The organism is Streptomyces sp. NPDC039462, from assembly GCF_055639375.1.
On sequence record NZ_JBVKAO010000002.1, the window covers coordinates 481,362 to 502,695 of the forward strand.

The following is a 21,334-nucleotide window of genomic DNA, read 5'->3' on the forward strand; positions in this document are numbered from 1 at the left end:
CCCGTGGCCCCCTCGCGGGCCCTGGTGCCTCGCCGCTACTCCGCCTCGAACTCCGCGAGGAGCGCGTCCAGCGAGTCCTCCGCCTCGTCCGGCTCCTTCGACGCGGCGATGCGGTCGGCCAGTTCCTGGAGGGTCAGCTCCTCCAGGAACAGGGTGATGGGTACCTCGATGCCGAAGTCGTCCCGAAGCCTGCCGACCAGGTGGACGGCGGTCAGCGAGTCGCCGCCCGCCGCGAAGTAGGTCATCTCCGGGGAGACGGGGGGCTCCAGGCCGAGGGCTTCGGCGAGGAGTTCGGAGATGGCCCCCGTCGCGGGGACCTCGGGCGCGGAGGCCTCAGGCAGCTCCCTCGCCTCCGTCGCCTTCGTCGACTCCGTCGGCGTCTGGTCCGTCGGGGTGTGCGCCGTGGGGCGCGGCAGCGTCAGTGCTCCGTGGCTCTCCCCCGCGAACGGGTACGTCGGCAGGCTCACTCTGCGGCCCCCGCCCGTCTCCTCCGGCCAGAGGACCGTGCCGCCCTTCAGCCACACTTCGCCGAGCTCCCTCAGCCCGTCGGTGTCCGGCTCCTCCTCCGTGTCGTCCGCGGGGCGGCCCTCCGCGAGCGCCGTCAGCCGCTCGGCGGCTTCCGCCGGGTCCGAGGCCAGGACGTACGCGCGTACGTCCATGGGGGTGCGGCCGGTCCGCAGGGTGTGCGCCACGTCCGCGAGGGACGGGGCGTCGGGGGCGCGGAGTGCCGTGGCCAGGGTGCGCGCGAGTGCGGTGAGGGCCGACTCCGTGCGGGCGGAGAGGGGCAGGAGTTCGGCGCGGGAGCGGGGACCGGACGGGGTGGCGGTGTCCGGGGGCGTGGGGCGTTCCGGGGCCTGTTCCACGACTACGTGGACGTTCGTGCCGCCGATGCCGAGCGAGCTCACTCCCGCGCGGCGCGGGCCCTCCGCCGGGCGCGGCCACGGGGCGGCGCGGTCGACCACGTGGAACGGGGTGGCGTCCAGGCGCAGTTCGGGGTGGGGGCGGGTGATGTTGACGGTGGGCGCCAGTGTGGCGTGCTCCAGCATGAGGACGACCTTGATGAGCGAGGCCACGCCCGCGGCCGCGTCCAGGTGGCCGATGTTGGACTTCACTGAGCCGATGCCAATCCGGGTGCCGATGCCGGTGCCGGTCCCGGTGCCTGTCCTGGTCTCCGGCTCCGGTTCCGGCTCCGGCTCCGGTTCCGGCTCCGGCTCCGGTTCCTTCGTCGTGAACGCCTCCGTCGCCGCCGCCAGCTCGATGCGGTCGCCCAGTTCCGTCGCCGTTCCGTGGGTCTCCACGTACTGGGCCTCCGACGGTCGCAGACCCGCCGCCGACCAGGCCTCGACGACCGCCGCCGTCTGCTGCTCGACTCCGGGGGCGGTGAAGCCGACCTTCGTGGCGCCGTCGTTGGTCAGCGCGGTGCCGCGTACGACCGCGCGGATCGGGTCGCCGTCGGCGAGGGCATCAGCGAGGCGGCGCAGCACGACGACGCCCACACCGCTGCCCGGCACGGTGCCGCCCGCCCGTTCGTCGAAGGGGCGGCAGCGGCCGTCGCGCGAGAAGATGCCGCCCGCGTAGTGGACGTAACCCTGTCTGCGTATGGTGTCGACGCTCACGCCGCCCGCGAGCGCGGTGTCGCACTCGCCGAGGAGCAGTGCCTGGACGGCGAGGTGCACCGCCGTCAGTGAGGTCGAGCACGCCGTCTGGACGGTCAGGCTCGGTCCTTCGAGGCCGAGGCGGTAGGAGATCCAGGGGGCGAGGAACTCGCGGTCGGTGAGGATGCGGATCTGCATCGCGCCGATCGAGGCGGCCAGGCGGCGGTCGGTGTGGGCGGCGAGCATGTGCTCGGTGGGGCTGCCGCCGACGTACACCCCGGTGCGGGCCGGCGTGGCGAGCGGGTCGTGGCCGGCGTCCTCCAGGGCGGCCCAGGCGGTCTCCAGGAGGAGCCGGTGCTGGGGGTCGAGCGCGGCGGCCTCGGTGCGGTTGAAGCCGAAGAGTTCGGCGTCGAAGCGGTCGGCGCCGGCGAGGTGGCCCTTGGCCGGTACGTGGTTCGGGTCGCGCAGCTCAGCCGGGTCCGCGCCGTCGGCCAGCAGCTCCTCGTCGGTGAAGTCGACGATGGAGCAGACGCCGTCACGGAGGTTCGCCCAGTAGGTGGCGAGGTCGGGGGCGCCGGGGAACCGTCCGCTCATCCCGACGATCGCGACGGCCGAGTCGAGGTCGCCGGAAGGGTCGGAGTCCGGACCGGGGTGCGGACCGGAGTCGCGGTCCCAGGGTGCTGGCTCGGTCATCGTGACGTGCCCTTTCTGGAGCGGAGCCGTTGTGCGGCGGCGTTCTGACGTGCGCGGCGGTCGCTTCCACGGCGCTCGGCGGGGGTGGCGGACATGGTGGGGCCGGTGGGGGTGCCTTCCGGTTCGGGCGACGGGACGGCGGCTCCGTCCAGGTGTGCCGCGACCGACGCGACCGTGGGATGGCGGAACAGGTCGACCAGCGTCAGGTCCTCCGCCGTCTGCCGGAGCGCTTCGAGAACCCCCAGCAGGCGTACGGAGTTGCCGCCCAGGTCGAAGAAGTTGTCGTGGACGCCGACCCGGTCCAGCGTCAGGACGCGGGCCCACACCTCCGCCACGCGCCGCTCTGTGGGGGTGCGCGCCTCGGCGTACGTACGGGTCAGCTCCCGCCGCTCCGTGGACGGTTCGGGCAGTCGCGCCCGGTCGATCTTGCCGGAGCGGTTGAGGGGCAGCTCGTCGAGGTGGACGTAGACCTCCGGCAGCATGTAGCCGGGCAGGCGTGCGGCGAGGTGGGCGCGGAGGGACTCGTCCGAGGGGGTCGCGCCGTCCCGGTGGACGACGTACGCGACGAGGCGCTGTTCGGCCCCGCTCCCCCGTACGGCGGCCGCGGCGACCACGACGTCCGAGGAGCCCGCCAACAGCGCCTCGATCTCGCCGAGTTCGATACGGATGCCGCGCAGCTTGACCTGGGAGTCGGAGCGGCCGAGGTAGTGGAGGCGTCCCCGGGCGTCGACGCGGGCGAGGTCGCCGGTGCGGTACATGCGGGAGCCGGGCGGGCCGTACGGGTCGGCGACGAAGCGTTCGGCGGTCATGTCGGGGCGGCCGATGTAGCCGCGGGCGAGCGAGGCGCCCGCGATGTAGACCTCGCCGGTCACGCCGGTCGGCACGGTCCGCAGCCGGGCGTCGAGGACGTACACGCGCGAGCCGGGCACCGGGCGGCCGATCACCACGGGCTCGCCGGGTTCGAGGTCCCCGGTGGTGGCGTAGACCGTCGCCTCGCTCGGGCCGTAGGCGTTGACGATGCGGCGGCCCGGCTCGCTGAGCCGCTCGACGAGTTCGGCGGGGCAGGCCTCACCGCCGACGGCGAGCGTACGCAGATGGGGCAGGCGGCCCGTCACGTCGGGCAGCAGCATCGCGGCGGACGGCGGCAGGAACACGTAGGTGATGCGGGAGTCCCGCAGCCGGGCGTACAGCGCGTCGCCGAGCCGTTCGTCGTCGCGCGCGATGTGCAGCTCGGCGCCTGCGACCCAGGGGAAGAAGAGGTCGGAGACGGCCACGTCGAAGCCGAACGACACGAACTGCAGCACGCGGTCGTCGGCGGTGACGGGGAACGCGGGCCGCACGCCCACGGTCAGGTTGAGCAGCGCGCGGTGCTCGACGGCCACGCCCTTCGGTACGCCCGTGGAACCGGATGTGAACAGGACGTAGGCGAGGTCGTTCGGAGACGGCGACCGGTCGTCCGTCTGCTGCAGAGGCGTCACTGGTGGCGTCCCGGGCCTGTCGGGGTTGTCCGCTCGCAGGCACGGCACCCCCAGGGTCTCCCCCAACGTCTCCCCCTTGGCGGCCGTCTCCGCCGCCGTCACGAGCAGGCCCGTGCCCGACGCCTCGACCATGTGCGCGAGGCGCGCGTGCGGATGGGCCCGGTCCAGGGGTACGTACGCGCCGCCCGCGCGGAGCACGGCGAGGGCCGCGATGCCCATCTCGGGCGAGCGGGGCAGCAGCAGGCCGACCCGGAAGCCGGGCCGCGCCCCGGCAGCACGCAGCCGGGCCGCCAGCTCGTCCGCGGCGGCGAGGAGTTCGCGGTAGCTGAGCCGGACGTCGCCGCAGACGAGGGCGGTGGCGTCGGGACGGGCCGCGGCGACGTCCGCGATCAGGTCGGGGACCAGCCGGTCGGTGGGCGCGGCCTCGGCGGTGCGGTCGGCGGCGGCGAGGACGCGGGCGCGTTCGTCGGCCGGGACGGGGTCGAGGGTGGAGAGCGGCGCGTCGGGGCGGGCGAGGGCCGCGTCGAGGAGGGTTTCGAAGGTGCGCACCCAGCCGCGCACGGTGGCGGCCTCGAAGAGGTCGCTGCGGTAGATGAACTGTGCGGCCAGCTCGCCGTCGTCGGCACCCGCGCGCCGGGTACCGCTCCACCGCTCCACATGCAGGTGGAAGTCGAACTTGGCGGTCGGCAAAGCGAGTTGTACGCGCTCCACGTGTGCGCCCGTGAGCACGAGGGAGAGGTCGGTGTCGTCGTCGTAGGCGAAGACCAGCTGCACCACCGGGTCGTGGCTGGTCTCGCGGGCCGGGGCGAGCGCGTCCACGACGGACTCGAACGGGGCGTCCTGGTACGGCTGTCCGGCGAGCAGCTCGGACCGGATGCGCGCGATCAGCTCGGTGTACGACGGGTCGCCCGTGAGGTCGACGCGGAGCGCCAGGGTGTTGGTCAGCATGCCGACCATTTCCTGGAGCTCGGGCCTGTCGCGCCCGGACACCGGATAGCCGATGACCAGGTCGTCTCGGCCGCTGAGCCGTCCGAGGAACGCGGCGTACGCGGCGAACAGCGCCATGAACGGGGTGGCGTCCCGGGTCCTCGCGGTCTCCGCGAGACGGGCACGGACGTCGCCGCCCAGCAGGAAGTGTTCGCTGCCGCCCGCCGACGAGCGCACGGCGGGGCGCGGCCGGTCCAGGGGCGGCGAGACGACCTCGGGGGCGCCGCGCAGCCGGCCGGCCCAGTGCGCGACGGCCTCGGCGTAGGCGCCTTCGGCCTGGCGCTCGCGCTGCCAGACGGCGAAGTCGGGGTATTGGAGCGGGGGTTCTGGTTCGGGGACGGTGTGGGCTGCATCGCCGGGCCCTGCCACCACGTCATACCCGGACTCGGCTTCATCGGCGGGCTCGGTCTCGTACTCATACGTGGACTCGGCTTCGTACCCTGCGGACAGGTCGCGCAGGATGACGCCGAGGGACCAGCCGTCGCAGATCAGGTGGTGGGCGACGAGCAGGACGCGGTGGCTGCCGTCGTCGACGGCGTACACCGTGCACCGCAGCAGCGGTCCGGTCGCCGGGTCGAAGGGGCGTGCGGCGTCGGTCCGCAGCCGCGCGTCCGCTTCGTGTGCCCGCACGTCCTTCTCGACGGTGAGGTGCGCGCGGCCGGTGGCGGCGACGATCTGCGTCTGCGTGCCGTCGGCCGCGGTGCGGAAGACGGTACGCAGGGACTCGTGCCGGGCGACCAGGGCGTCGAGTGCCCGCGTGAACGCGCCCAGGTCGAAGGGGCCGTGTACGGCGAAGGCGGCGGGGACGTTGTACTGGGCGGTGCCCGGGTTCATCCGGTCGAGGACCAGGAGGCGGCTCTGGGCGTCGGAGACGGGGAACTCGTACTCCTCGATGTCCACTGGTTCACTCTCCCTGGAGGGTGTGTTCAAGGACGGCGGCGATCCGGGCCGCCGGTTCCGCGTCGAGCACCTCGGCGTGGGCGCACGCCAGTTCGTGCACGTCGACCGCCGCGGCGGCGCGCCGCCAGCCCGCCGCCTTCACCTCGGTGGGGATGGCCTCGGGGTCGCGGGTGGCGGCGAAGAGGGTCACGGTGCCGTCGTACGGGGACGGGGTCCAGCTCCGTCCGAGCGTCACGTGGTGGGCGATCGCGCGGGTCAGGGCGGCGAGGCGGTGTTCCCCGATGCCGTCGAGGGCGGCCCCTTCCTCCCGGATGATGCGCCGCGCCTCGTCGTCCGCGACGCCGGCGGCGAGGGGTGTGCGGGCGGTCTCCGGCGGCTTCGGCATGGCGTCCACCACGGCGAGCAGGGCGACCTCCTCGCCGGCGGCCCGCAGCCGCACCGCCATCTCGTGGGCGACGGGCCCGCCGAAGGACCTGCCGAGCAGGAGGTACGGGCCGTGCGGCCGGACGGTGCGTATGCGCTCCAGGTAGGTGTCGGCCAACTCACCCACGGAGCGTGGGAGTCGCCGCCCCATCCCTGTCGCCTCCTGCCCCTCCCCCTCCTCCTCCGACAGGGCGGGGGTCTGGAGGGCGTACACCGGGCGGCCGGGGTGGAGGTGGGGCAGCAGGGCCGTGTAGGCCCAGCTCACGCCGAGCCCGGGGTGCACGCAGAACAGCGGGGTGCGGTCGCCCGCCGCGCGCAGGGCGAGCAGGGGGGCCAGGCTGTCGGCGACGTCCGGCCCGGGTCCCTGGCCGGGCGCCGGGTCCTGTCCCGGTCCCGGCCCGTCGATGCGGTCGATGAGTGCGGCGGGCGTCGGCGCGGCGAAGAGCGTGGCGACCGGGACGCGTACGCCCCACTCGCCTTCGATGCGGCCCACGAGCCGCAGCGCGCTCAGCGAGTGCCCGCCGGCCGCGAAGAAGTCGGTGCCGGGCCCGGCGTCCACGATCCCGAGCACCTCCCCGAACAGCGCGCACAGCTCCTTCTCACGGGCGGTACGCGGGGCCTGCGCGGCCCGCGCGGGCGTCGTCCCGGCGCCGGGCTCGGGCAGCGCGGCCCGGTCGGTCTTGCCGTGCGGGGTCAACGGCACGGCGTCGATGCGGGCCCAGGCGGTGGGCAGGAGGTGGGCGGGAAGAAGACGAGCGGCGGCTGCTCGGACACGGTCCAGGGGGTCGGGGGCGTTGGGATCGGGGGTGAGTTCGGCTTCCGAGTCGGAGGCGGAGGCGGAGGCGGAGTCAGGGTTCGGCGCCGGGGCGGGTGGACGTGTCGTGTTTTCGGTCAGGACCACCCATGCCGTCAAGCGCTTGGCGCCGTCCGGGGCCCGTGTGGCTGCGACCACCGCGCGGGTCACCCCGGGGCAGGCGGTCAGGGCCGCCTCGATCTCGGCGGGCTCGATGCGGTAGCCGCGGATCTTCAGCTGGTCGTCGGCGCGGCCCGCGAAGACGAGGGCGCCCGAAGGTGTTCTGCGGGCCAGGTCGCCGGTGCGGTACATGCGGGTGCCCGGGGCGCCGTGTGGATCGGCGACGAAGCGCTCCGCCGTGGCGGCCGGCCGGCCGACGTACCCGTGGGCCAGGCCCGCCCCTGCGACGTACACCTCCCCCACACAGCCGTCCGGCACGGGCCGCAGCCGGGCGTCGAGGACGTGGACGCGGGTGCCGTCGAGCGGCAGGCCGATCGGCACCGGGTGGCCTCGCCGCACGGGTTCCGTGACGCCGACGCGGTGCGCCGTGGCGAACACGGTCGTCTCCGTGGGGCCGTAGCCGTTGACGACGGTCGTGCCGGGGCAGTGTTCGCGGACCCGGCGCACCGCCTCCGGGTCCACGACGTCACCGCCGGTCCACACCTCTCGCGCCCCGCGCAACGCCTCGGGTGACAGCTCCGCGACCGCACGGAACAGCTCGGCGGTGAGCCACAGCGCGGTGACGCCGTGCTCGGGCAGCACCCGGGCCAGCAAGGCCGGTGTGACGGGCTCGTCCGGGCAGATCACCACCGTGCCGCCGGTCAGGAGCGGCACCCACACCTCGTACGTGGCTGCGTCGAAGGTGTGCGGGCTGTGCAGCAGCACGCGGCGGTGCGCCGGGTCCGCGAAGCGTCTGTCGGCGGCGAGCTCGACCACAGCCCGCTGCGGGACGGCGACGCCCTTCGGCGCGCCGCTCGACCCGGACGTGTACATCACGCAGGCGGTGGACTCGGGGTGGGAGGCGTCAGCGGGGAAGGAGGCCTCCGGTGATGTCCCGCGTATACGCAAGTGGCGTGGGTGGGCTGGGAGTTCGGAGGCCAGTCCCTCTGTTTGCAGCTCCCCTTCCACCACGACCAGCTCCGCCGACGCCGCGTCGAGCAGCCGCGTCAGCCGCTCCTGCGGGTGGGACGGATCGAGCGGCAGCCAGCACGCGCCCGCCTTGAGCACCGCGAGCTGCGCGACGATCAGGGACGGCGAGCGGCGGAGCAGCAGGCCCACGGTGGAGCCGGGGGTGACGCCCGCCGCCACGAGACGCCGGGCGACGCGGTCGGACTCTGCGTCCAGTCGGGCGTACGTCATGACCTCGCCGTCGGCCTCGACGGCGGGCGCGTCCGGGGTGCGGGCGGCCTGCGCGGCGAACCGTGCCGTGATGGTGGCCGGTCCGGCGGTGCCGTCACCCGGCGCGCCCGCGGCCCGTGCCAGCAGCTCTCGGCGTTCCCTCTCCGGGAGTACGTCGATCCGGCCGACCGGGGCGGTGGGGTGGGCGGCCAGCTGTTCCAGGGCCCGCTCCATGCGGGCCGCGACGGCTGCCGCGGAGATGCCGAGGCGGCAGCTCACCGCGAGGAGCATGCGCTCCCCCGCGACGACCGCGAGCGTCACGGGGTAGTGCGTGGCGTCGCGGACGTCGATCACCCGGACCGTGTTGACCGGGTCCGGACTGCCCTGCTCCCCTTGCGCTCCCTGTGCCGTTCGGGGGAAGTTCTCGAACGCCAGGACCGAGTCGAAGAGCTCACCCACTCCCGCCCCGGAGCCCGCCCCCGCCGCCCTCTGCACCTTCGCGAGGCGCACGTGGTGGTACGTGGCGAGGCGCGACTGCTCGTCCTGGATGCGGGTGAGCAGCTCGGTGACGGTCTCGCCGTCGCGGAGGCGGACCCGCACGGGCAGCGTGTTGATGAACAGGCCCACCATCTCCCCGGCTCCGGGCAGGTCGTGCGGGCGGCCCGACACGACGCCGCCGAAGACCACGTCCCGGGCGCCGGTCATCCGGGCGAGCACCAGGGACCAGGCGGCCTGCGTCAGGGTGTTGAGGGTGACGCCCGCGTCGGCGGCGCGGCGCACCAACGCGGCGGTCAGTGCGGCGGTGAGGTGGAGTCGGACGGTGTCGGGCTCCGCCCCCGTCACGGACTCCTCACCGGAGGGTTCCGCGGGCGCCAGCCGTGGCGGTCGCTCCAGGCCCGTGAGTGCCTCGCGCCAGGCCGCCTCGGCCCGGCCCTGGTCCTGGCGGCTGAGCCACAGGGCGTACTGGCGGTAGGGCACGGCCGGCGGCAGTGTCCCGCCGGTGACGAGTGCCGCCAGGTCGCGCTCCAGGACAGGGATCGACCAGCCGTCGAGCAGGATGTGGTGGAAGGACAGGAGGAGTTCGTGGCCCGCGTCGTGCCGCACGAGCGCGGCGCGGAGCAGGGGCGGGCGCGCCGGGTCGAAGCGCCGCGCACGGTCCTGCGCAAGCAGCTCCGCCACGCCCGCCTCGACTGCCACGCCCGGCTCGGCCGCCTCGACTGTCTCGGCCGTCTCGACGTCGCCGGGCGCGCGGCCGGTCAGGTCGACTTCCGTCCACGGCACGGTGACGGCGTGCGGGATCACCTGCACGGGCCGTTCGAGGCGTTCGTGCCGGAAGCAGGCGCGCAGGTTGGGGTGCCGCGCCATGAGGGCGTCGAGTGCGGCCCGTACCGTGTCCGGGGCGACCTCGGGGCCGATACGGAAACGGGCCTGGACCAGGTAGGGGTCGGGGCCCGCGCTGTCCCGCACGGTGTGGAAGAGCAGGCCCTCCTGGGCCGGGGTGAGCGGCAGGACGTCCGCGATGCGTCCGCTCATCGGGCGCCCTCCGTGCCGGGCTCGCCGTCGAGCAGGTCGGTCATGTCGCCTTCGAGCATGGCGAGTTGGTCGGGGGAGAGGCTGACGAGCGGGAAGTCGGAGGGGGTCGCGCCGACCGGGCCGCCCCGCTCCGTCTCCCGCACGAGGGCGTCGAGCGTCTCGCGCCACAGCGCGACGAGTTCCCGTATCTCTTCCTCCGCCAGCACCCCTTCCGCGTACGAGAAGGTGGCTTCGAGGCGCAGCAGCCCGTCCGCGCCCTCCCTGGCGAGGGCGTCGACCTCGACCGCGTGGCCGAGCGGCACCGCGTCGACGCCGCCGTCGAGCAGTTCGCCGCCCGCCGCGTCACCGGCGGCGAGACGGCCCAGGTAGTTGAACCGCACGTCGGGGGAGGGGTGTTCGGCGAGGACCGGGGACGTACGCGGGTTGAGGTAACGCAGCAACCCCCAGCCGATGCCTCCGTTCGGCACGGCCCGCAGCTGCTCCTTGACGGACTTGAGCACCTCGCCCAACGCGGCGCCACCGGTCAGCGCGTGCTGTCCGATGTCGAGCAGCACCGGGTACTGGGTCGTGAACCAGCCGACCGTCCGGGACACGTCGGCGGGCCGGGACAGCGCCTCCCTGCCGTGGCCCTCCAGGTGCACGAGGAGCCCGGTGCCGGCGCCAGTGCCGGTATCTGTCCCCGTGCCCCGGTGGCGTACGGCCGCGACGGTCAGGGCCGTGAGCAGGACCGCGTCGGGGCCGCAGTTGTAGGCGGCCGGCAGCGTGGTGAGCGCGGCCGTGGTGAGGTCGGCGGGCAGCTCGACGGTGAGGGTCGCGCGACGGGCGCCCGAACTCGAAGCCGACCCCAAGCCAGATCGACTGGCCACCTGGCGTCGCCAGTACGGGAGTTCGGCCTCCAGCTCCTCCCGTACCGCCTCCTCGGCGAGCAGTTCCGCCCACCGCCGGAAGGAGAGCCCGGTGCCGTACTCCTCCCCCGCCGCTCCCTGTCCCGACAGCGCGGCCGCCAGTTCCGGGCCGATGATCCGCCACGAGACGCCGTCGACAGCCAGATGGTGCAGGGTCAGGAGCAGCAGGCCGGGCCGCTGCGGGCCCGCGTCGAACCAGACCGCCCGCATCATCTCGCCGTCCTCCGGGGCGAGCCGGGTCGCCGCCGCCCGTTCGCGCGCGGCGGCCCTCGCCTCCGCCTCGCCCTCGACGCCGACGCGCACCAGGTGTGCCCCGGCCGGGACCTGCTCGGTGACCTCCGCCGCCGAGTCCTCCGGCAGGAGTCGCATCCGCAGGACCCCGTGCCGCTCGGCGAGCCCTCGGACGGCCTGCTCGATCCGTCCCCGGTCCGTGCCGGGCGGCACGGGGAAGGCCATCGACTGGGTGAACGCGCCCCCGTCACCGCCCTGTTCGCGCCACCACCGCATCACAGGCGTGAGCGGGAAGTGCCCGGTACCGGTGTCGATGAGGCCTTCCACCGGTGCATCGGGCAACGAGCTGGCGTGGAGGGCGAGTTGGGCGGGCGTACGGAGCGTGAAGACGTCGCGCGGAGTCAGTACGAGCCCCACAGCCGAGGCCTGTCCCGCCAGTTGGATGGCCATGATGCTGTCGCCGCCGAGCCGGAAGAAGTCGTCGTCGGCGCCGGCCTCCTCGACGCCGAGGATCCGTGCGTAGAGGGCACACAGCTCCTTCTCGCGCGCGGAGGCGGGCGCGCGCGTCGCCGTGGCGGCCCGGGGTGCGGGCAGGGCCGCGCGGTCGAGCTTTCCGCTCCGGGTGAGGGGCAGTTCGGGGAGTTCCACGAGGTCGGAGGGGACCATGTGGGAGGGCAGCCGGGTGGCGGCGTACGCGAGGAGCGTGTTCGGGTCGACGGTGTGCCCCGGGGCGGGCACCGCGTACCCGACCAGCTGCGGCCCGGACCGCGGGCCCATCCGTGGTCTGCCGATGGCGTTGGCGTCACCGTCGTCGCGTACGGCCGCGGCGGCCGCGGCCACCGTCGGGTGCTCCGCGAGGACCGCCGCGACCTCGCCCGGTTCGATGCGCAGCCCGCGCAGTTTCACCTGCTCGTCGGTGCGGCCGAGGTAGTGCAGGGTGCCGTCGTCGGCGCGGTGCACCAGGTCGCCCGTGCGGTACATGCGGGAGCCGGGGGTGCCGTACGGGTCGGCGACGAAGCGTTCGGCGGTGGCGCCGGGGCGGTTCAGGTAGCCGCGGGCCAGGCCCGCCGAGGAGAGGTAGAGCTCGCCCGCGACCCCGGTGGGCACCGGGCGCAGCCGCGCGTCGAGGACGTGGGCGGTGGTGCCCGCGACCGGGGTGCCGATGGGCGGGGGTGTGCCGTCGCCGGTCAGCGGTCCCGAGAGGGTGGCGGCGACGGTGGCCTCCGTGGGCCCGTACGCGTTGTGGAAGCGGCGGCCGCCGACGGCCCAGCGGGCCACGAGGGCGGGCGGGCAGGCCTCCGCGCCGACCGCGAGGGCGCGCAGCGCCGGGTACGCGCCGTCGGGCACCGTCGCGAGGACGGACGGCGGCACCATCGCGCAGGAGATCCGCCGCTCGGCGAGGACCCGGCCGAGCGCGTCGCCGACGAGCGGCCCCGGCGGGGGCACGACCAGCGTGCCGCCGGGCCCGAAGGCCATGCACATCTCGGCGACGGAGATGTCGAACGCGGGTGAGCCGAGTTGCAGCACCCGGACGTCCGCGTCCAGCGCGAAGCGGTCCTGGAGGCTGCGGGCGAGCGCGGCGACTCCCGCGTGGGGGACCACGACTCCCTTGGGGGTGCCGGTGGATCCGGAGGTGTGGATGACGTAGGCGGCGTGTGCCGGGTCGATGGGCTGGGCTGGGGCCGGGGGCTCGCCCGCGTACGTCGTATGCGTCGCGTACGTCTCGTCGTCCAGGACGATGCGGGGCACGCCGGTGTGCGGCAGGACGTCGGCCTCGGCCGTACGCGCGTCGGTGACGAGGAGCACGGGGGCGGCGTCGTCGAGCGTGCGGCGGACGCGCTCGGCCGGGTAGTCGGGCTCGACCGGCAGATAGGCGGCCCCGGCGCGCTGCACGGCGAGCGCGGCGACCGGGAGGTCCGCGCCGCGCCCGAGGGCGAGCGCGACGGTCCGCCCGGGTGCCGCCCCGTGGCGGGCGAGCAGACCGGCCAGCCGGTCGACGCGGGCCGACAGTTGGGCGTACGTGAGGCACAGCCCGTCGGCTTCGAGGGCGACCGCGTCCGGGGTGCGGGCCGCGTGCCGCGCCACGGTGTCCGGCAGCGTCTCGGGCGCGGGCGCGGCGGGGCCCGCCGACAGGTCGAGGACGCGGCGGCGCTCGGCGGTGGACAGGACGTCGAGGTCCCGTACGAGTGCGGTCGGATCGGCGGTGACCTGCTGGAGCAGTGTGAGGTAGCTGTCGGCCCAGCGGGTCACGGCGGCGGCGGAGAACAGGTCGGTGCGGATCTCGAAGCTGCCGTCCATGCCGTCGCCGCTGTCCCGCACGACACCGACGAGGTCGTGCTCACCGCCGGTGTGGATGCGCTCCGGTTCGGCGAACTCGCGTACGGCCGAGACGCTCGGCTGCTCCGTCAGGTGCATGAACACCCACTGGAACAGCGGGGATCGGCCCGCGCTGCGCTCGGGCGCCACGGCCGACACGATGCGGCCCACCGGCAGGTCGGCGTTGGCCATCAGCGCGGCGAAGTCGGTGCCGAAGCGGGCCAGGACGTCGGCGAAAGAGTCTCCGTCGGCGATGCGCCAGCGGGTCGGCACGGCATTCATGACGTAGCCGATGACCCGGTCGAGGCCCTTGGCGGAACGGTTGGCGACCGGGGTGCCCAGCACCAGGTCGTCGGCGCCGGTGACGCGGTGCGCGAGGACCGCGAAGGCGGTCATCAGGACGACGTACACGGAGGCGCCGCGCTCGCGGGCCAGCGCGCGGACGGCGCGGGCGGTGGGGGCGTCGACGCGGAAGCGGATCTGGACGATGCCGTCCTCGCCGCCTTCCCCGGCCTGCTCTCCCTCACCGGTGCTGTGGCCGCCGTGGCCCGGCACGGTCAGCGGGCCCGGCGGCCCGTCCAGATAGCGGCGCCAGAAGTCGAGGCGTGCGTCGAAGACCCCGGCGGCCTCCAGCTCGCCCTGCCAGGAGGCGAAGTCGGCGTACTGCACGGCGGGGCGGGTCAGCCGCGGCTCGACGCCGTCGCGCACGGACCGGTACGCCTCGGCGAACTCCGTCTGCAGGACGTCGAAGGACCACCAGTCGGTGATGATGTGGTGCAGGCTCAGCATCAGCGTCGAGCGCCGCTCGTCGACGCGCACGAAGCGGCCGCGGATCAGCCGCTCCGCGCCGAGGTCGAACGGGCGGCGGCGGAAGGCACGGAAGGCTTCCTCGATGGTCGTGCCGGTGCCGCGCAGGTCGTCGCGCTCCAGTACGAAGGGACCCTCGTCGGGGAAGTCGACGCGCAGGTCGTCCGCCGTGCCGGTGATCCGGCTGCGCAGGATGTCGTGGTGGCGCTGGACGAGAGTGAGCGCGGCCTCCAGATGGGCCGGGTCGACGGAGCCGGCCGGTGTGACGGGCCCGTCGGGCTCCTCGAAGTGGTAGGCGCAGCAGAGGTTGAGCGCCGGGGTGCCGGGATAGAGCGACTCGTACACCCACAGGTCCCGTTGCGCGGAGCTGAGCCGCACGGGCCCGGCGGTGGCGTCGCGGGGCGGCACCACCGCGGGGATCTCGCGGGCGCGGCCCGCCTCGACGAGGCGGCGCATGAGCCGGACCCGCTGCTCGCCGGTGAGCGCGCTGAACCGGTCGGCCATGGAGGAGGTGGCCGGACTCTTCGGGTTCTCCGGGGCCTTCGGGTTCTCCGGGGCTTCCGGGGCCTTCGGGGTCTCCGGGGTTTCCGGGTTCTTCGGGGTCACAGTGCGGCCTCTCTCAGTTCCGCGAGGCGGTGCAGTCCGGTGAGGACCTCGTCCCGTCCGATGCCGAAGTCGATGAAGCAGGCCACTTCGTCGCAGCCCAGGTCGCGCAGGTCGGCGAGCATCTTGGCGCAGGTGCCGGGCGAACCGAGCAGACTGCCCCAGTTGAGGTACCGCTGGAACGCGAACTCGGCGAGCATGCCGGTCTGTTCCTCGGTCAGCCGCTCGCCCTCGCGGCCCTCGGCCGCGCGGTTGGCGGCGGTCTGGCCCAGGTACTTGGCGAGGTACGCCTTGAGGGGCGCGGCGGCCAGCCGCCGCACCTCCGCGTCGTCCGCGCCGACGTAGGTGTGCGCCATCAGCGTCACCCGCCCGTGGGCGTCGGTGCCCGCCTGGTCGGGGGCGGCGGCGCAGGCCGCGCGGTAGCGGGCGATCTTCTCGGCGAGCTCGTCCCTGCTCTGGCCGACGGTCGCGCCCAGCACGCCGGCGCGGAGCCGTCCCGCGGCCTCCCAGGTGGCGGGGTTGCCGGACGTGGTGACCCAGAGGGGCAAGGTCTCCTGTACGGGGCGGGGTTGGGGCACCACGCTGACGGGCTGCCCGGTGCCGTCCGGGTACTGGCCCGGCTCACCCGCCCACAGCCGCCGCAGCTCGGGGATGGCGCTGAGGGTGCGCTCCCTGCGGTCCTCGTAGTGGTCCGGGGCGAGGGCGAAGTCGGCGGAGTGCCAGCCGGTGGCGACGGAGAGGCCGGCCCTGCCGTGCGAGAGGTTGTCGACGACCGCCCAGTCCTCGGCGACCTTCAGCGGGTGGTGCAGGGGCAGCACGACGCTGCCCGCGCGGATCCCGATGCGCTCGGTCGCGACGGCGAGCGCCGCGCTGAGCACGGGCGGGCTGGGGAACACCTGGCCGACCTGCTGGAAGTGGCGCTCGGGCGTCCACACGGCGTGGAAACCGAGCCGGTCGGCGGTGCGGGCGACGGTGAGGATGTCGTCGTACGTGTCCGCGTGCCGGACGCCCGCTCCCGAAGGACCGGAGCCGGCCCCCTGCGCGGGGACGCCGCTGTCGGCGCCGAAGAACATCACGCTGAGGTCCACGGCTTCTCCTCCTGGGTGGAGCGGGGGCGGGGCGAGTGGGACTGGGGCGGGGGCGGGGGCGGGGGCGGCTCGGGCTGGTCCAGACGGTTCTGACGGTCCTGCTGGCGGGGGACGCGCGGCACGCGTGGGCGGCGCGGGATGGGCGCCGGGGCCGGGCCGGCCTGGGCGGGTGTCCGCGCCAGTTCGGCGGCGAGGGCGGCGACGGTCGGCGCGGCGAAGAGCTGGGCGGCCGTCACGGGGCGGGACTCGGTGGTGAGCCGCGCGGCGACCCGCACCGCGCGCAACGAGTTGCCGCCGAGGGCGAAGAAGTTGTCGTGCCGCCCGATGGGCGGGCGGGCGTCGGGTTCGGCACCGGGTCCGGCTCCAGCGGCCTGCAGACCGAGTACGTCGCGCCAGACCGCGGCGATCTCGCGCTCCAGCGCGTCGGCCGGGGCATCGTCCGTGGGCCCCTCGGCGGCCGGGGCAGCCCCCGGCACGAGTACGTCCCGGTCGTCCGCGCGGCGCGGCGGGCCCGTGGGGACGAGCCGCGAGAGCGGGGTGTCCGGCGCGGCGGCCGCCGCCTCCAGTGCCCGGGGCAGCGCGTCCGCGAGCCACGCCACGAAGCGCTCCTCCAGGGATTCGGTGCGGTACTCGAAGGTGAGGGTGAGTCCTTCCGGTACGCCGCCGGGGCCCGTCGCGTCGGTGACGTCCACGAGCAGTTCGAAGCGGGCGGCGCCGGTGCGGACCACCTCGACGCCCTGGTCGGCGCCGGGGAGTCCGACGTCGGCGCGCGCGTTGTTCTGCAGGGCGAGGACGACGTCGGTGAAGGGCTGCCTGCCCGGCGTCCGTACGGGGTTGAGCTCGCCCACCACGTGCTCGAACGGCACGTCCTGGTGGGCGAAGGCGCCGAGGTCGGTGTCCCGGACCCGGGCGAGAAGTTCCCGTGCGCCGGGGTCGCCCGAGACGTCGGTGCGCAGGACGAGCATGTTCACGAAGAACCCGACGACGTCCTCGACGCCGCCGTCCCCCGCGCGCCCGGCGACCGGCGCGCCGATCGCGAGGTCCTCGCCCGCGCCCGCCCGCACGAGGGTCGCGGCGAGCGCGGCGTGCAGGGCCATGAAGAGGGTGGCGCCCCGGGCGCGGGCGGCCTCGACGATCCGGGCGTGGGTGGCGGCGTCGAGGCGGCGTACGACCGTGGCGGCGGCCGGTCCGGGTACGGCGGGCCGTTCCGGGCGCCTGGGCAGCAGGGGCCCGGCTGGGTCGAGCCCCGCCAACGTACGCCGCCAGTAGGCGACTTGGCGGGCCATGAGGGAGTCCGGATCGTCGGCGCGGCCGAGGCGGGCGGCCCGGTGGCGGGCGTGCTCGGCGTAGGAGACGGGTAGGGGCGGCAGCAGTGCGGTGACGCCGCTCGGGCCTCCACCAGCCCTACCGGCCCCACCCACCCTGGCCGCGTAAGCCCGCGACACATCGCGGAAGAGCGGTGCGAGCGACCAGCCGTCGCCGGCGATGTGGTGGACCAGCACGAGCAGGGCGTACTCGTCGGGCCGCTCGTACGTGATGAACAGGGCGCCCCGCACCGGGGGTTCGGCCCTGAGGTCGAAGTGGTGTCGGGCGGCTTCGTCGATGGCCGCCTCCAACTCACCCTCGCCGACCGTCACATGCCGGAAGAGCACGCGCGCCGCGGCCCCGTGCAGCACACGCCGCACCGGTGCGCCGTCCACCTCGTCGAAGACGGTGCGCAGCACCTCGTGGCGGGCCACGACATCCCCGAGCGCCTCCTCCAGCGCGCCCGCGTCGACCGCGCCACGCAGCCGTACCAGCATGGGCAGGTTGTACGCGACCCCCGCGCCGAGCCGGTCCAGGAACCACAGGCGGTGCTGGGCGTCCGAGACGGGGAGGGGCGCCGAGGCGGCAGCCGGCACGGGGCTTACCCGCGGCACGGGGCTTACCCGGCCGGCCTCCCCCACCGCACCCTCGACGTACGGTGCGAGCCGGGCCGGAGTGGGCGCCTCGAAGAGTGTCCGCAGGTCGACCGCCGCGCCCAGCGTGGCGTGCACGCGGCCGAGTACGCGCGCGGCGAGCAGCGAGTGCCCGCCGAGCGCGAAGAAGTCGTCGTGCGCGCCGACCTCGCCGACGCCGAGGACATCGGCGAAGAGCCCGCACAGCGCGCGCACGGTCCGGCCCTCGCTCCCGTCCTCGCTCCCGCTCCCGTTCCGGTCGCCGTTCCCGCCCCCGCCCGTGCTCGCCCCCGTGGCGCCCGGCGCCGAGGAGAGCCCGTCGGGTGCCGGCAGCGCCGCCCGGTCCAGTTTTCCGCCTGCGGTCAGCGGCAGCTCCGTCAGGCGCACGAAGGCGGAGGGCACCAGGAAGTCGGCGAGGAGACTCGCGGCGTGGGCGCGCAACTCCGCCTCCGACGGCGCCTGTTCACCGCCCCCGCCTCCACTCCGACCCGCGCCCGCACTGGGTACCACGTATGCGACAAGCCGCCGCTCCCCGTCCGGCCCCGCAGGAGTGGCGACCACGGCGGCCCTGCCGACGCCGGGGTGGCGGGTCAGTACGTTCTCGACCTCGCCCGGCTCCACCCGGAAGCCGCGGATCTTCACCTGGCCGTCGGCGCGCCCCCGGTACTCGAAGGTGCCGTCGGGCCGCCGCACCGCGAGGTCGCCGGTGCGGTACATGCGGTCGCCCGGTGCGCCGAACGGGTCGGCCACGAACCGTTCCGCCGTCAGCGGCCCCGCGCAGTAGCCTCGCGCGAGGCCCGTCCCCGCGGCGTACAGCTCACCCGTCGCGCCGTCCGCGACCGGAGCGAGCCGTTCGTCGAGCACGTACAGCCGCTTGCCGCGCAGCGGGCGGCCGACCGGCACCGGCCCGCCGTCCCGCACGTCCCGCGACGTGATCGGGTGGACGGTGAGGAAGACCATGCACTCGACGGGACCGTAGCCATTGCTCAGCCGCAGCTCGGGGCGGCGCTCCAGGGCGCGGGCCACGTGTGGGGGCGACAGCGCCTCGCCGCCGACGATCAGTTCGCGCAGCCCGTCGATGGCGCGCGGGTACTCGTCGACGATCACGTTGAAGAGGGAGCCCGACAGGTACATGGACGTGACGCCGTGCGCGGCGACGAGCCGGGCGATCACCACCGGGTCGGGGCGCCGGCCCGGGTGGAGTACGCAGGTGCCGCCGTTCGTCAACGGCCCCCACAGCTCCATCGCGAACGCGTCCCACGACACGGGAGCGCACTGCAGCCACACCGCGCCCGGCCCGAAGGAGGCGAAGTCCTGCCCGGTCAGCGTGGCGGTGACGGCGCGGTGCGGTGCGACGATGCCCTTGGGCCGGCCCGTGGAACCGGACGTGAACATCACGCACGCGACGTCGCCGGGCTCCGCCCGCACCGCCCCTCGCCCCAACGGCCGCGCCCGGGCGGCGTCTTCGACGTGCACCACGGGAACCGCCGACAGCGCCGACAGCGTCGAAAGCGCCGCCCCCGCCGCGGCCTCCGGCACGGTGTCGCCCCGCGACAGCAGCACGGCGATCCCCGCGTCCGCCGCCATCTCGCGCAGCCGCCCGGCCGGGAAGCCGGGGTCGAGCAGCACGTATCCGGCACCGGCCTTCAGCGTGCCGAGGACCGCGACGGCCAGATCGGTGGTGCGCTCCAGGTACACCCCGACGGTGTCGCCGCGGACCACTCCGCGTGCCGCGAGGAGCCCGGCCAACCGGTCGGCGCGGGCGTCCAGTTCGGCGTAGGTCAGCCGTTCGTCCTCGTACACGAGGGCCGTCGCGCCGGGTGTCCGCGCGGCCTGCTCCTCGAACAGCTCATGCACGCACCGCGTCACCCTTCTCACCACCCTCGTCCTCGGCCACGAGGGCGGGACCCGTCCGGGGCTCGGGCTCGGAATCACGCCCGGGCTCAGGCTCGGGCTCGGGATGCTCGATGTCCGGCAGAAGTACGTCGATGTCCCGGATGGAGCGGCTCGCCAGGCCCCACAGCGCGACCACGACACCCGCGACACCGGCGAGGAACAGCATCCCCGCCATGCCGCTGCCCGGCTCGTCGCCGAGGAGCGGGCCGAGGGCCACGAAGACACCGGACCCGTCGGCGGCCTGCGGCTCGAAGAGCCCGTCGGCGAGCGGCCCGGAGAACGCCATGGCCAGCGGCCCGGAGATCTGCGACAGGAACATCACCGCGCCGAAGACCCGGCCCTGCCACTCGTGGGGCACCTTGGTCTGCACGATGGCCTGCATCGAGGCGTTGACGACCGTCATGAGCAGCGCGCCGACCAGCATGGCCGCGCACCAGCCGACGACCCCGCCGACCAGGGACATGCCGATCTGCGCCGACAGGCACATGCCGAGGACGCCGAGCATCATGCCGCTGCCGCGGTTCTTCGGCCCGCCCCAGGCGGCCATCAGCAGGCCGCCGACGACCCCGCCGACACCGATCGCGCTGTTCACGGCGGCGAGCTCGCCGTTGCCCGACTTGAGCAGCACCATGGGCTGGACGACGGCGAAGCCGAAGACCATGACGAGGTTGACCGTGCAGAAGTTCACGGTCATGTCGCGCAGGCTCGCGTGCCGGAAGAGGTACCGGATGCCCTCGACGGCCTCCGCGGTGATCTTCGTGCGCGGGGCGCCCGCGCCCTCGGGGACCTTGTCGCCCTTCATGCGGACGATGCGTACGCCGATCAGTGCGAAGGCGTAGCTGACCAGGTCGATGACGAGGACGGCGCCGATCCCGGACAGGGCGATCATGATGCCGCCGAGCGCGGGGCCGCAGATGCCGGCGGCGCTCCTGGCGCCCGCCAACAGGCCGTTGGCGCGGCCGAGTTGGTCCTTGCGCACCAGCAGCGGCACGGCGGCGGTGAGCGCGGGCAGCTGGAAGGCGGCGGAGATGCCGAGAACGACGGTGGCGGGGTAGACCTGCCACGGCTCCAGGCCGCCGCCGAAGAAGTGCACGAGAGCGAGCAGCCCGACGGCCAGAATTCCGCCCGCGTCCGCGATCTGCAGTGCGGACCGTTTACGGATGCGGTCGATAATCGCGCCAGCAAATGGGCTGAACAGCGCCTGCGGAAGTACGGCACAGAGGGTCAGTGCGGTGACGGCTGACGCCTGCTCCCCGGTGGACCACACCTCGATTATGAAAGCGAATCTGAGAACGGCGCTTCCGACCAGTGAGACGGCCTGTCCCGACCAGACGAGCATCAAGGGACCGGCGCCGGCGAAGCGTCCCGGGGGCCGGCTCACGCCGCTGTCGGCGCCCGCCGCGTCCCGTTTCCGCTGTTTTCCTTCTTCTCTTTCGGGGTCGGCCACGTCAGGAGCCGGATATCGGGCTCGCGGGACGGAGGTCCGTCCAGTGCCGCTCCACATAGGCCAGGGAATCCGCCCGTGAACTCGCCCCTTGCCCGACGCTCCAGCCGTCCGGAACGTCGAGGCCGACGGGCCAGAGGGAGTGCTGGTTCTCGTCGTTGACGAGCACCAGATATTCCGCACCCTCATCTTCGAATGGATTACTGGCCATTAACCTTAAACCCTCCGGAAAACTTAAAGAATCCCATTGTGTCCGCAGGGATCATTGCGCGGAGGATCTAATTCCTTCAAGGATTTGTGACATTCATCACAGGGTCACAAAAGGGGACGGGGTGCAATATGCCGTCCCTGCTTTGCAATGTGCCCT

At 74.4% G+C, this 21,334-nt stretch carries 8 protein-coding genes; all 8 read right to left on the reverse strand.

All coding sequences use genetic code 11. The features are described 5' to 3' along the window. Window positions 1-35: 35 nt before the first annotated feature. Genes ACZ7LU_RS12865 through ACZ7LU_RS12900 form a run of 8 tightly spaced genes read right to left on the reverse strand, consistent with a single transcriptional unit; the run spans window position 36 to window position 21,178 of the window. The gene (locus ACZ7LU_RS12865; protein ID WP_471916705.1) at window positions 36-2,288 is read right to left on the reverse strand and encodes a beta-ketoacyl synthase N-terminal-like domain-containing protein; all 2,253 of its coding nucleotides are present in this window, start codon (window positions 2,286-2,288) and stop codon (window positions 36-38) included. Next, a complete protein-coding gene (locus ACZ7LU_RS12870; RefSeq protein ID WP_471916706.1) occupies window positions 2,285-5,653 on the reverse strand; it encodes a non-ribosomal peptide synthetase in 3,369 nt (1,122 codons plus the stop codon). The genes ACZ7LU_RS12865 and ACZ7LU_RS12870 overlap by 4 nt, the downstream gene beginning before the upstream one ends. Before the next feature lie 4 nt (window positions 5,654-5,657). After that, the gene (locus tag ACZ7LU_RS12875; protein WP_471916707.1) at window positions 5,658-9,740 is read right to left on the reverse strand and encodes a non-ribosomal peptide synthetase; all 4,083 of its coding nucleotides are present in this window, start codon (window positions 9,738-9,740) and stop codon (window positions 5,658-5,660) included. After that, window positions 9,737-14,605, reverse strand: a complete 4,869-nt coding sequence (locus ACZ7LU_RS12880; protein ID WP_471916708.1) for an amino acid adenylation domain-containing protein — start codon at window positions 14,603-14,605, stop codon at window positions 9,737-9,739. Before ACZ7LU_RS12880 ends, ACZ7LU_RS12875 begins: the two co-directional genes overlap by 4 nt. Beyond that, window positions 14,602-15,690 carry a MupA/Atu3671 family FMN-dependent luciferase-like monooxygenase gene (locus tag ACZ7LU_RS12885; RefSeq protein WP_468313609.1) on the reverse strand — a complete coding sequence of 363 codons (1,089 nt, stop codon included), beginning with the start codon at window positions 15,688-15,690 and terminating at the stop codon, window positions 14,602-14,604. Before ACZ7LU_RS12885 ends, ACZ7LU_RS12880 begins: the two co-directional genes overlap by 4 nt. Next, window positions 15,675-19,484, reverse strand: a complete 3,810-nt coding sequence (locus ACZ7LU_RS12890; protein ID WP_471916709.1) for an amino acid adenylation domain-containing protein — start codon at window positions 19,482-19,484, stop codon at window positions 15,675-15,677. Before ACZ7LU_RS12890 ends, ACZ7LU_RS12885 begins: the two co-directional genes overlap by 16 nt. Beyond that, a complete protein-coding gene (locus ACZ7LU_RS12895; RefSeq protein ID WP_471916710.1) occupies window positions 19,477-21,027 on the reverse strand; it encodes an MFS transporter in 1,551 nt (516 codons plus the stop codon). Before ACZ7LU_RS12895 ends, ACZ7LU_RS12890 begins: the two co-directional genes overlap by 8 nt. Next, on the reverse strand, window positions 20,972-21,178 hold the full coding sequence (locus ACZ7LU_RS12900) for an MbtH family protein (protein ID WP_398301164.1): 207 nt from the start codon (window positions 21,176-21,178) through the stop codon (window positions 20,972-20,974). The genes ACZ7LU_RS12895 and ACZ7LU_RS12900 overlap by 56 nt, the downstream gene beginning before the upstream one ends. Between the last annotated feature and the right edge of the window lie 156 nt (window positions 21,179-21,334).